General features: G+C 65.1%; 9 protein-coding genes. 7 read left to right on the top strand and 2 right to left on the bottom strand.

The window, feature by feature from the left end; all coding sequences use genetic code 11:
• The first annotated feature begins 188 nt into the window (after positions 1–188).
• From V5A20_RS00750 to acs, 3 genes are all read left to right on the top strand, one after another.
• Positions 189–1,211, top strand: coding sequence for a zinc-dependent alcohol dehydrogenase family protein (locus V5A20_RS00750; protein WP_332314516.1), 1,023 nt, complete (start codon positions 189–191; stop codon positions 1,209–1,211).
• A 349-nt stretch (positions 1,212–1,560) separates the two neighbouring features.
• Positions 1,561–3,408 carry an aminodeoxychorismate synthase component I gene (gene pabB / locus V5A20_RS00745; protein ID WP_332326537.1) on the top strand — a complete coding sequence of 616 codons (1,848 nt, stop codon included), beginning with the start codon at positions 1,561–1,563 and terminating at the stop codon, positions 3,406–3,408.
• Positions 3,409–3,535: 127 nt separating this feature from the next.
• Entirely contained in the window at positions 3,536–5,527 is a 1,992-nt protein-coding gene (gene acs / locus V5A20_RS00740; protein ID WP_332314514.1) for an acetate--CoA ligase, read from the top strand.
• Between the two features lie 54 nt (positions 5,528–5,581).
• On the opposite strand, the gene V5A20_RS00735 is transcribed toward acs, so the two are convergent.
• The gene (locus V5A20_RS00735; protein WP_332326536.1) at positions 5,582–7,546 is read right to left on the bottom strand and encodes a penicillin acylase family protein; all 1,965 of its coding nucleotides are present in this window, start codon (positions 7,544–7,546) and stop codon (positions 5,582–5,584) included.
• 38 nt (positions 7,547–7,584) lie between these two features.
• Positions 7,585–9,261, bottom strand: a complete 1,677-nt coding sequence (locus V5A20_RS00730) for a helix-hairpin-helix domain-containing protein (RefSeq protein ID WP_332326535.1) — start codon at positions 9,259–9,261, stop codon at positions 7,585–7,587.
• 622 nt (positions 9,262–9,883) lie between these two features.
• Between V5A20_RS00730 and V5A20_RS00725 the strand changes: the two genes are divergently transcribed.
• The 4 genes from V5A20_RS00725 to V5A20_RS00710 all read left to right on the top strand — a co-directional run bounded on the left by V5A20_RS00725 (position 9,884) and on the right by V5A20_RS00710 (position 12,199).
• The gene (locus V5A20_RS00725; RefSeq protein WP_332314511.1) at positions 9,884–10,630 is read left to right on the top strand and encodes a MotA/TolQ/ExbB proton channel family protein; all 747 of its coding nucleotides are present in this window, start codon (positions 9,884–9,886) and stop codon (positions 10,628–10,630) included.
• A gap of 99 nt (positions 10,631–10,729) precedes the next feature.
• The gene (locus tag V5A20_RS00720; protein WP_332314510.1) at positions 10,730–11,011 is read left to right on the top strand and encodes a hypothetical protein; all 282 of its coding nucleotides are present in this window, start codon (positions 10,730–10,732) and stop codon (positions 11,009–11,011) included.
• 53 nt (positions 11,012–11,064) lie between these two features.
• Entirely contained in the window at positions 11,065–11,673 is a 609-nt protein-coding gene (locus tag V5A20_RS00715) for an ExbD/TolR family protein (protein WP_332314509.1), read from the top strand.
• Between the two features lie 64 nt (positions 11,674–11,737).
• On the top strand, positions 11,738–12,199 hold the full coding sequence (locus V5A20_RS00710; protein ID WP_332314508.1) for an ExbD/TolR family protein: 462 nt from the start codon (positions 11,738–11,740) through the stop codon (positions 12,197–12,199).
• The last annotated feature ends 66 nt before the right edge of the window (positions 12,200–12,265 follow it).

Below are 12,265 nucleotides of genomic sequence, written 5' to 3'. Positions count from 1 at the left end.
GCACGTCTGGAGCGACGATGCTGGTCGTTTCTGTCGATCCGAAACGGGCACGCACGCTGCCCACAGGCAGCGCAACGCGTTTTTGGAAACAGCCCCTCCGTCCAGCCTGGACCTCCGGCACGCTTTCAGGTTACGAGGTCCGCCGTCTCCCGGTGAACACTGCTTCCTCAACAAATACTCCCCCTGCCATGAATGCCATCGAGTTCGATCCCAGTGGCAACACCTTCGAGGCCCTGCGGCACACCGAGCGTCCCCGCCCGGATCCCGGCCCAGGGCAAGTGCGCGTACGGATGCGGGCCGCGTCTATCAACTACCGCGACCTGTCGATTGCATGGGGCACGTACCCGTCCCAACAAGATGCCCCCTTCATTCCGCTCTCGGACGGCGCCGGGCACGTGGAGGCGGTGGGGGAGGGCGTGACGGGATTTGAGAAGGGGGACCGTGTGGTGAATACCTTTTCACAGGTGCCGCCGGACGGTCCGCCGTCCGCTGCCCGGCAGCCCCTCGGCGCACCCCTCGACGGCACGCTGGCGGAGTATCAGGTCTTCCACGAGAGTGGGCTCCTTCATGTCCCAGACACCCTCTCGATGGAAGAGGCCGCGACGCTTCCCTGCGCCGCCCAGACGGCCTGGCATACCCTCTTCGGGGCGGGCCGCCCCGTGCTCCCCGGTCAAACGGTCTTGATGTTGGGGACCGGGGGCGTCTCAATCTTTGCGCTGCAATTTGCGACAGCCGCCGGGGCCCGCACGCTCATTACCTCGTCCAGTGACGAGAAGCGGGAGCGGGCCCGCGCCCTCGGGGCCGACGAAACAATCAACTACGAGCGCACGCCCGACTGGCACGAGCCGATTCTGGACCGGACCGACGGTCGAGGGGTGGACTGCGTGGTTGAGGTGGGGGGCACAGGCACCTTGGGCCGGTCCTTCCAGGCCGTGGCGCCGGAGGGCAAGATCGGACTGATCGGGGTGCTCACCGACGCGGACCAGAACCCGAACCCGCAGATGCTCATGCAACGGCGGGGGCATCTGCACGGCATTTACGTCGGATCAATCGACCACCCGCGCGACTCCTTTGCGGCCATGAACGCGGCGATCGAGGCCAACGACATCAGGCCGGTCGTCGATCGTACCTTCGCACTGGAGGAGGCCCAAGCGGCATACCAGTACCAGGCCGATCAGGCCCACTTCGGGAAGGTCGTGATTTCGATCTAACCCAGCAGGCCAGCAGGTTCGGAGGCACCACCAGTCGGGGCTTTTTTAGTGGGTTGGCTCTGTTATTGCAAAAAAAAGTGCCATAGCAAGGGTTGCGACGGCCCCCGTCGTTTGGGGGCCTGCCGTCGGTCGCTCGGGGGGAGCCCAACCGTTGTCTAGAGAGCAATCCCGCCCTCGGAGGTGAGCCCGCCGACCGGTTGGGGGCGACACCAGGTCGATCCCGTAGATGCCACCGACATCCTAGACGAGGGGAAATTGCAGGAACATGGGTGGTGGACCGCCAACCAATAGAGAAATATACGGTACAGAAGATACTCCGCTGTACTCCAGACTCTCGCGTCTTGCTGCCGTGCTTGACCCGAAGATTCTGACCCGCCCCGGGACCATTCTGCTCGACTCGGCACGGCCCGATGCCGAAAACCGATGGAGCTGGGCCTTCACGGCGCCGAAGCGCGTACACACCGCGTCGACCGCGGCGGACGTGCAAACACTGATCGAGACGCTCCAGGCAGAAACGACCCGTGGCCACTACGTTGCGGGGCATCTTTCGTACGAGGCTGGGTACCCCTTCGTGGACCTCGACAGTTCGGAGCGGGCCGACCACCCGCTCGCCTGGTTTGGGGTTTACGAAGCGCCCCACCGCCTTGCGCCGGCGGACGTGGCGGCCGGGCTGAACACCCTCGACGCACATCCGGCCGTCGAGGACGTTCGGCTGGGGGTTTCGGAGTCGGACTACATCGATGACGTGCGGGCCGTCCGCCGTCACATCGGTCGGGGCAACGTCTATCAAATCAACTACACGGCTCCGCTTCGCTTCCGCGTGGCGGGCGACCCACGAGGCCTGTATCGTCGTCTCCGGGCCCGCCAGCGCGTCCCGTATGCTGCCTACCTGCACTGTGGCGACCGACAGATTCTGTCTCTGTCGCCCGAGCTGTTTTTTCGGCGCGACGGCGACCGGTTGGTGACCCGGCCCATGAAGGGGACCATCCGCCGCGGCCGAACGCGGGCCGAAGACCGGGCCCTGCGAGACGAACTTGCCGCGGATCCGAAGAACCGGGCGGAAAACCTCATGATTGTCGACCTTCTGCGCAATGACCTGTCGGTTTGTTGTCGTCCCGGCTCGGTGACGGTGCCGTCGCTCTACGAGACGGAGCCGTACCAGAGCGTCACGCAGATGACCTCGACCGTCGAAGGGCGCCTTCGAGAAGACGCGGGGCTGGCCGCGGTGCTCCGCGCACTCTTTCCGTGTGGCTCCATCACCGGAGCCCCCAAGCGCCGCGCCATGCGGATCATCCGCGAGCTGGAGGCTGCCCCGCGGGGCGTCTACTGCGGTGCCATCGGGATGGCCGGGCCGGACGACACGGCGGTGTTCAATGTGGCCATTCGCACCGCCGTCCTGGACGGGGCGAAGGGCACTATGGGCATTGGCAGCGGCATCGTGTGGGACTCCGACCCGGCGGCCGAGTACGCGGAGTGTGCGCTCAAGGGCAACTTCCTGACGCAGGCTCGAACGGCACCGTCGGATTCCACTGCGCCTCCCGACGAAGACGTGAAGCTCATCGAAACGATGCGGTCCGACGGTCGGCAGATCCTGCTTCTCGACCGGCACGTGGCCCGTCTCGCCCGGTCGGCGGACTACTTTGCGTTCCCGTTCAATGAGGCACGGTTTCGGCGACGAGTGGATCGGGCTGTGGCCCAGGCGGGAGAAGAGGACGCTTTGAAAGTCCGAGCCACGTTGGACCGCTGGGGAGGGGTTGACGTGGAAACCACGCCGCTGCAGGGATCGATCGATGAGCCCTGGCGGGTGACCGTCGCCGACGAGCAGGTCGATGCCGCCGACCCGTTCTTCTACCACAAAACCACCCGGCGTGGCACGTACGAACGCGCCCTGTCGGCGGCTCGAGACGGCGGCTTCGACGAGGCGATTTTGCTAAATCAGGATGGCGCGGTAACAGAGGGCACGTATACCAACGTGTTCGTCCGGCGGGGCGATGCGCTGCTCACCCCGCCGGTGGAGGCGGGACTGCTGCCGGGTGTATATCGGGATCACGTACTGGAGACCCACCCGGAGGCCACTGAGCGACTGCTGGACCTCGAGGATGTCAAAGAGGCAGACGCCCTGTACTGCTGCAATGCGGTTCGCGGGTGGTGCACCGCAGAGCTGACGGTGGGGCCCGGCGTTCCGACGCCGAGTTGAAATTGCCCCCCCAAGTTCCTAACGTAGCCCCCAAGCCCAACCTTACGGAACCAGGGCACAAGATAGAAGCCCTTCCAAGCCCGCTGATTCACCCCGTTCCTCCCCGCAGACGAACCGATTGCACGTCATGGCCGACGCAGATGCCCGCCTTGAAGCCCGTCTTTCTGACCAGGACTACCTGCGGCCCCCACCGGCGTTCGTGGGACAGGCCAACGTCTCGGACCCGGCGGTGTATGACCGGTTCGACAACTTTCCGGAGGGGTTCGAAGAGTACGCCGATCTGTTGGACTGGGACACCCGCTGGGACCAGGTCTTCGACGGGTCGGACCCGCCCTTCTTCGAGTGGTTTGCAGGGGGAGAGCTCAACGCCTGCTACAACTGCGTGGACCGTCACCTCGACGACCGGCCCAATCAGGCGGCTTTCATCTGGGAGGGTGAAGGCGGCACCCGGCGCACGATCACCTACCGGGACCTCTACCGAGAGGTCAACAAGATGGCGGCCTCGCTCCGTGACGTCGGCGTGGAGGCGGACGACGTGGTGACGCTCCACCTGCCCATGGTGCCCGCGCTGCCCATCACCATGCTGGCCTGTGCGCGGATCGGCGCGCCCCACTCGGTCGTCTTTGGGGGCTTCTCGGCCAGTGCCCTCGCCCAGCGAGCGACCGACGCCGACTCGGACGTCATCGTCACCATCGACGGCTACTACCGGCGGGGCGAGTTTCTGCACCACAAGGAGAAGGCCGATACCGCCGTGGAGGAGGCGGACACCGACATCGACACGGTGCTGGTGTGGGAGCGTCACGAGGGAACTCTTCATCCCGATGCCGACCTGGAGGAGGGACGTGATATTCTCGTGTCCGAACTCCTCGCCAACAACGAGCGGGCGCGGGTCGAGCCGGTGTCGCGCGACGCGGAGGACATTCTCTTCCTGATGTACACGTCCGGCACCACCGGCAAGCCGAAGGGGGCGCAGCACCGGACCGGCGGATATCTCAGTTACGTGGCGGGGACATCGAAGTACGTGCTCGACATCAAGCCGGAAGACACCTACTGGTGCGCCGCCGATATTGGGTGGATCACGGGCCATTCCTATATCGTCTACGGGCCGCTCGCCCTGGGGACGACGAGTGTTATGCGCGAGGGGGCCCCAGACCACCCGCACAAGGGGATCACCTGGGAGATTGCTGAGCGACACGACGTGGACATCTTCCACACCTCCCCTACGGCGGTCCGCATGTACATGAAGTGGGGAAAAGAGCACCCGGCAGCCTACGATTTCGACTTCCGCCACATGACGACGGTCGGGGAGCCCATCCAGCCGGAGGCGTGGCTTTGGTACTATACGCACATCGGAAACGAGGACGCCGTCATCGTCGACACGTGGTGGCAGACGGAGACGGGGGGGCACCTTATCACCAATCTGCCGGCGCTGCAAGACATGAAGCCCGGCTCGGCGGGACACGCGTGCCCGGGCATCCAGCCGGCGATCTACGACAACAACGGCACGCCGGTGGAGGCCGCCAGCGGGCGGGCGGGCAACCTGGTGATCGAACGCCCCTGGCCCGGCATGCTGCAGACCGTATACGGCGACGACCAACGCTTCATCAACGAGTACTGGCGGCGCTTCTCGGACGTCGACTCCGACGACTGGCGCGACTGGGTGTACGAGGCCGGCGACGGGGCTGTGCACGCCCAAGACGGCTACTTCCGCGTCCTGGGGCGGCTCGACGACGTGATGAATGTGGCCGGGCACCGCCTCGGGACCATGGAGCTCGAATCGGCTGTGGCCCAGGTGTCCGAGGTGGCCGAGGCGGCGGTGGCGGCCCGGCAGGACGACCGGAAGGGGCATGTGCCCGATGTGTACATCACGCCCCGCGATGGCGCAGAGGCGTCCGACGAGCTCCGGCAAGACATCATCGCCGCCGTGGAGAAGGAGATCGGCCCCTTTGCCCGCCCGGCAAACGTCATCTTCGTCGGCGACCTGCCGAAGACGCGCTCCGGCAAGATCATGCGGCGCCTCTTGGAAAGCATTTCTAACGGTCAGGACCTTGGCGACACCACGACCCTGCGCGACCCAAGCGTGCCCGAAGAGATCCGACGGCAGGTGCAGGAGGCGTGAAGCGTAGGCGGGGCCCGGAGGCATTGCCTCGGCCATCACGCCTCACGTCTTGGGTCAATCTTCTGCGGGCATGAGCGTGGTCGTTTGCTCGACGGAGGCGTCGGGGACGGACACAGGGGCCGGCGGTTCGCGGGAGAGCAGAGATCGGGCGAAAAAGACCGAGGGGGTGAAGCGCAGGCGGCGCACTGTCAGGTCGCCCGTGGCGCCTCGCATCCATCCGTCCCAGTGCGTAGGGGCCGGTCCGAGGGGCGGCGGGGCCACCCGACTGGGACCGCCCGAGAGGCTGGAGGCGTGCCCTCGCCCGGGGCGGTCGAGCGGCGCAAACTGAGTGGTGCTCATCCCGGACAGGTCCTGTGCGACCAGGCTGTCGGCTGCCCATACAGGAAAGTAGCGGCGGTCTGGTGCCGCGCGTTCCCACCGCCATCGACGAACGTCGGGGCCGAAGCGACGAGCAAGCGAGTCGACGGCCCGCCGAAACGTCCGGCGCCGGCGCGGGGCCGAGAAAAACGTGGAATCGGTGGGAGATGGGAGGCGTCCGGTCTCTCGCTGGTGGGCCCGCATCCATTCTTCAAACACCACTGCCCCGATGCTGGCCGGGTCGTAGACGGCGTCCCAGTTGCGCAGGTACGACCGCGCGTCGACGGCTGTGGAGTCCGCCCCGTCGAGGGGGGCTAGGTCGGGCACGAGGGCTGGGAGCAGGGCGGCCGCCCAGGTGCTGGAGTCGCTTGCGCTCCACTGTCCCGGGGTGAACGGAAGAGATCGTACGTGGGCCTGGAGCGCGTCGGCCTGGTGGAAGGCCCAGTCGGACCGGCCGACGAGAATTGATGCGGGACCGCGTTGCACGATGGGCGGCTGGCCCTGGACCGACCAGACGCTCGCCGAGTCTATCCTCAGCCCATTGCCCTCAGTCAAATGGAAATCGGGGGGGGCGGGGCCTTGGCGTGCGCCCAAGCCGGCGGTGGCGAGCCACCGTGGAAGATCGGTCTGGGGACGGAGGCCGGGCCACTCCAGTGCCCAGACCGAGTCGGCACCGATCGTGCCTATGCGGGCCCTCGGGCCGTACTGTTGAATTTCGACCAGTTGCTCATCGCCCTGGGCGGGAGCGATGCGTTCGTGGCGCACCCGGGCCTGCGCCGAGTCGACGTGCACGGTGTCGAGCCGGGCCGTGCTGTGGAGCAGGTAGGTCCATCGGTGCGCCCCGGCGCGGCCGGTGGGAAAGAGGGGGGTGCCTGGAATGGAGGCCACGGTCGCAGGGGGCGTGTCGGGCCGGCGGAGGACGACCTCTTGGATCACGGGATCGGCCGTGGTCCCCAGCACGTGCCGGGCGAAGAGGGCCGTCTGGGTGGTATCGTTCGGGGAGTGGGCGGCCCAGGCCACGCTACGCGACCGACCATGCAGGTGGAGCCAGCGCCGGAGGTGCCGATCGGCGGTGCGAAAGGGGGATAGGGCGGGGGCGGCGGCCGCCTGCGCAACGGGGCGGGTGCCCGTCCACGCCACCAGTCGCTCGATGGCCAGCGCGTGCCATGGGGCCCAGCGGTCCGGCGTAAGTTCAAAATACAGGAACGGCTCCCGCTGACGTACGCGGTCGGACTGGAGGGCCGCGCTCAGGCCGCGCGCATACGCGTCGAGGCGCTCTTGCGTCGCAGGCGCGAGGCGGCGATAGGCCCGCCGGGCGTGATGCGCAAAGCCCAGTCGACGCGCGTGGCGGTCGATGGGGATGAGGGCGTCGCCGAACGTGGCGGAGAGGGTGCCCAGGGCGGTGTGACGCCACACCGTGAGGGTCCAGGCGCGGGTCATGCCGTGCAGGTAGCCCAGCGCCGTCAGGGCATCGCTCGCGCCGTCGGCCTCGATCGTTGCGGTGTGACGATTTGTCCAGCCCACCGTCGCGGTGTCCTGGAGGCCGTTGATGGAGTCGTGGGGAGGCGGGGAGGTCGTGGGCCCACGGAGCGTCCACCACAGGAGCGCTGCGCCGGCACCGAGGAGGGCACACGCCAGCCCCACGTAAAGGCGTCGGGACACGGGCTTAGAAGCGAGCAATTGGGAGTGAGCAACAGGCCCTACGAGGTGCCATCATCGAGCCATCGGACGAAGGCCGACAGCGACTTTGCATTCAGACACTGGTCCGGGGTTAGCCAGCCTTTTCGCCCCACCGCTACGCCCCATTTCACATAGTCGAGCTCCGAGACTGCGTGGGCGTCCGGGTTGATGGAGAGGAGAACGCCTGCGTCGGTGGCGCGGCGCACCCAACGCCAGTCGAGGTCGAGACGATACGGGTTGGCGTTCAGCTCCAGGGCCACGTTGTGCTCGGCGCAGGCCTCAATCACGCGCTCGTGGTCGATGGGATACCCCTCTCGGCGAAGCAGGAGACGGCCGGTGGGGTGGCCGAGAATGCGGGTGGGCGGGGTCTTAACGGCGCGGACAAGGCGTTCGGTCGCTTCGTCCTCCGTCATGCTGAAGCCGGTGTGGATGCTTCCCACCACGAAGTCGAAGGCATCGAGGAGGTCTTTCTCGTAGTCGAGCGACCCGTCTCGGAGAATGTCGCTCTCAATTCCGTGGAAGATGCGAACCGGCGTCTCGTGGCCGGCAAGCTCCTCGTTCAGGCGGTCCACCTCTTCGCGCTGGGCGCGCACTTCTTCGGGCGACAGGCCATCGGCGATGCGGAGCGACTGGCTGTGGTCGCAGATGCCGAAGTACGAGTAGCCGCGGTCTCCGGCTGCCACGGCCATCTCGCGGAGCGTGTGCGAGCCGTCGCTGTACGTGGAATGGTTGTGGAGGCAGCCGTCGAGGTCCTCTGTCGTGAGGAGCTCTGGCAGCGCGCCGTCGGCCGCCGCCTGCACTTCCCCCTGGCCCTCGCGAAGGGCCGGCGGCACGGATGAGAGCCCGGCGGCCTGATAGACGGCAGCCTCGTCGGCGTGGTCGGCGGGCGAAGAGGCGTGTTTGGTCAGCGCGGCACAGTGGTCGGGGGTCCCGGTGGTGCGCCACCAGGCCGTCCCAAACCGGGCTGGCGATGTGAAATGCACTGCGACCGGCAGTCCCTCGTCGAGGCGGCCCGTGGCCACCGCGTCCTCCTGTGCAGGGTCGTCGAGGCGCGTGTCGAGCCAGTCCAGGACCGGTTCAGGAGCCGCGGTGGACACGAGGACGTCGGCCTGCTCTACCGTTTCGATGCGGCGCCGCAGGGGCCCCGTGGGCACGGCCCGCTCTACGGCGTCCAAAGCCCGGAGGGCTTGGAGGAACGAATGGGCCGCCGTCCAGGCGTCGGCCAGGCGCCACTTCGCTTCGTACCGCCGCAGCTGGCGCACATTTTCTAGGATGTTCTGTTGCGTCTTGGCGCCGAAGCCGTCGAGGCTCATGATTCGGTCCTCGTTCGCGGCCCGCTCCAGTTCATCGAGGGAGGTAACGTCGAGCTCCACCCAGAGGCGACGGGTCCGTTTCGTGCCAAGCCCGTTGACCTGCAGGATATCCATGAGGCCGGGCGGGACGGCACTTTGCAATTCGTCTCGGAGTGCGAAGGAGCCGCCGTGAACAATGTCGCCGATATGATCCGCCATGCCCTCCCCAATTCCCGAGACGTCGACGAGCGTATTTTGACGGAGACGATCGGCGACGGGCTCCTCGAGGTCCTGAAGCGAGCGCGCGGCCCGGGAGAAGGCGCGGGCACGGTGTGGATTTCCATCCGTGAGGTCAATCAGGTCGGCCGTTTCTTGCAAAAGCTGGGCAACCTCGTCGTTGCTCATAAGTGGGGAGGCGGGAGAAAACGAGAAGCACGGATGACGCGCAAAGACGCTTTCGCAACATACCGGCCCGCGGTGTTGATTCCAATGAAGGCCCAGGGGAATTTTGCCGGGGACGAAGCGCTCGGCCCGACAGGTTCATGCGGGGGTTCATGCTCAGGAAGGACCGTAGGATCCCCGAGAAGCCACCGATGCATGCGGAGCTGGGCGGGAGGGAACCCTGAGCAGTTGGCTCATTTCAGGGCTAGCACGGAGCTCCGGCAGGGTGCATCCGTCAACAGGGCATTGCCTTCACAGCCTCGGTCTTCCCCGTTCGTTCACGAAAAGCGAAAACGAAAACCCCCGGGCCGCCCGGATTCGTCGATTCCGTTCTTTGACACCCTCTACCCGGCTCTGTATACTAGGTACGTGTGAAGCCAAAATCACAACTCCGTGTTGCCGTGCCGTGACCTGTGTTCACGCGAACCTGATGGTGTCGGCCTTCCAGATGCGTCTCCAAAATGCAATGTGCAGCATTACGGAGCTGTGTCCCGGCTGGTGCACAAGGCCGGGTGCGCTCTCCCGTTCCGGACTCACCCCCTCGAATTTTCACCCTCCAATAGACTCGACTGAGCACTAGCCACTTATGGTCATTCTGGATAAGCTGTCGGTTCACCTCCTGCTTCTGCTGCCTCAACAGTCCGGCGGAGGTGGGGCCATCAATGCCCTCGTGGAGCGCTTCAATGAGGGAGGAGAGTGGATGTGGCCCGTTCTTATTTGCCTTATTATCGGGCTCGCGATCTCGTTTGAGCGCATCATCTCACTGAACCGCGCGGACATCAACACGCAGGCATTTCTGCAGCGCGTGAAAGAGGCCCTCGACGAGGGCGGCATTCCGGCGGCCGAGGAGGAATGTGCCAGCACGCGAGGCCCCGTTGCGTCTGTGTTTCAGGCTGGGCTGCTGCGGGCCGATGAAGGCATCGACGCCGTGGAGGAAGCGGTTGTCTCCTACGGGTCCATCGAAATGAGCTTTCTCGAGCGCGGGCTTGTCTGGCTCTCGCTCTTCATTAGCGTCGCCCCCATGCTCGGCTTTCTCGGAACCGTCATTGGCATGATTGAAGCCTTCGACTCAATCGAGCAGGCCGGCGACATTTCGCCGCGGCTCGTGGCCGGAGGCATTAAGATTGCCCTCCTGACGACCGCCTTCGGACTGATCGTCGCGGTCATTCTCCAGTTTTTCTACAATTACGCCGTGTCGAAAATCGACCGTCTGGTGGCCGAGATGGAGGATGCGTCCATCGAGTTGGTAGATGCGCTCGTGGCGCTGGAACGGGGCGAGTCCGCCACGGCCGAGAAGTCGATTCCGGAGAGTGTTGGCGAACGAGAAGAGTAGGAAGGAGGGGTCTCTGCGCGCCACTGACCTGGAGGGCGCAGGGCTCTGCTCTCGTGGATCTCTTCTCTCTTTTTCCAACGATAGACTGACCTCCCTCTTATGAGTCAGAACGCCATTCTTCCCATCGCCATCTGGGCTGCCATTGCCCTTGCCGGGCTCAGCCTCTTGGGAATGGGCATCTTCGGCCTTCGCAGTCTCGTGTACGGCAAGGTGCAGCCCCTCAGCATCGCCATCATCGCCATTCCCGGCGTCTTGATGGCCGTCCTCGGCTCCACCATGGAAACGTGGGTCCAGGCCGGCATATATACCCTCGTCGTCATGTTTGGCCTGGCCGCCCTCGCACTCCTCTTAACAGGCTTGCGCAAGCTCTTCATGATGTAGCCCGCCCCCTCCCGACGACGCACTAAATTGTCTACTGGTAGCGATCCCAAACTATGCCTGGACTGCTGGAGAAGCGGCGCAGTGACCGAGATGAAGGGACCATCCCGACCGCGGGAATGGCGGACATTGCCTTCCTGCTGCTTATTTTCTTCCTGGTGACCACGACAATCAACGTCGACACCGGGATCGGCATGACCCTGCCGCCCAAGCTGAAGCCGGAGCAAACGCCCCCGCCGGTAAAGGAGCGAAACCTCATGAACGTGCTGGTGAACGCCAGTGGGGACGTTCTGATTGACGAGGAAGAGGCTCGGGTGGCCGAAATTCGCGACCGCGTGAAAAGCCACGTGCTGAACTTCGGACAAGACCCGAGCCTGTCCGCGAGCCCGGACGACGCGGTGATCTCTATCAAGACCGGCGCGCAGACGCCCTACAACACCTACATTGAGGTCCTGGACGAGGTGTGGATGGCGTACCGCGAGATCTGGGACCAAATTGCCCGAACCAACCAGCTCCCGGGTCCAGACGGCGGGTCGGCGGGGCTTGACCAGACCTACTCCAGCTATCGAGAATACTACAACCAGCTCGGCCCGGACGAGGACAACCAGATTCGAGACACCTTCGGCGCTCAAATCTCGATTGCTGAGCCCGACACTGGCGAGTAGGGGGAGTGCCTCCTGCACGGAGAGCTCACGCCCACATGCTTTTCATCACTGACAATTTCTTCTCATGGCGTCGCAGAAGTTTCAACGGGGAAGCTCGAGCACGGAGCCGGAGTTTACGACGGCCTCGCTTCCGGACATTGTCTTCATGCTGCTCATCTTCTTCATGGTGGCGACGGTGCTGCGAGAGACGGACATCAAGGTCCGCACCCAGCTTCCGCAGGCGGAGGCGTTGACGAAGATTGATCAGAAGCGGCTCATCTCGAAGCTTCACATCGGCCCGCTCAAGCGGGGAGAGAACAAGGGGGAGACCGCCATACAGATTGACGATGCCTTGATTGAGAACCGCCGCACCATTCGGCAGATCATGTACCGAAAACTGCAGGAGCAGCCCAAGCTGATTGTGTCTCTGAAGGTGGACCAGGAATCCGAAATGGGGATCGTCAACGAGGTGCAACAGGAACTCCGAGAGGCCAACGCCCTTCGCATCAACTATTCGTCGAACCGCGAGGGCCCACCCCCCTCCTAAAGATTCACGCTCCTGACCCAAAAAGGCTCTGCTTTCCGGCAGGGCTTTTTTGTTTGGCCCGTTCTG

Source organism: Salinibacter sp. (assembly GCF_036626415.1).
Classification (GTDB): domain Bacteria; phylum Bacteroidota; class Rhodothermia; order Rhodothermales; family Salinibacteraceae; genus Salinibacter.
This window is presented reverse-complemented; position numbering and strand designations above follow the sequence as displayed.

Bases quoted from the DNA above. Each gene is read 5' to 3' on its own strand.
- V5A20_RS00730 (WP_332326535.1), bottom strand. From the start codon at position 9,261: ATGAGCAACGACGAGGTTGCCCAGCTTTTGCAAGAAACGGCCGACCTG.
- V5A20_RS00725 (WP_332314511.1), top strand. From the start codon at position 9,884: ATGGTCATTCTGGATAAGCTGTCGGTTCACCTCCTGCTTCTGCTGCCT.
- V5A20_RS00750 (WP_332314516.1), top strand. From the start codon at position 189: ATGAATGCCATCGAGTTCGATCCCAGTGGCAACACCTTCGAGGCCCTG.
- V5A20_RS00715 (WP_332314509.1), top strand. From the start codon at position 11,065: ATGCCTGGACTGCTGGAGAAGCGGCGCAGTGACCGAGATGAAGGGACC.
- V5A20_RS00720 (WP_332314510.1), top strand. From the start codon at position 10,730: ATGAGTCAGAACGCCATTCTTCCCATCGCCATCTGGGCTGCCATTGCC.
- acs (WP_332314514.1), top strand. From the start codon at position 3,536: ATGGCCGACGCAGATGCCCGCCTTGAAGCCCGTCTTTCTGACCAGGAC.
- V5A20_RS00710 (WP_332314508.1), top strand. From the start codon at position 11,738: ATGGCGTCGCAGAAGTTTCAACGGGGAAGCTCGAGCACGGAGCCGGAG.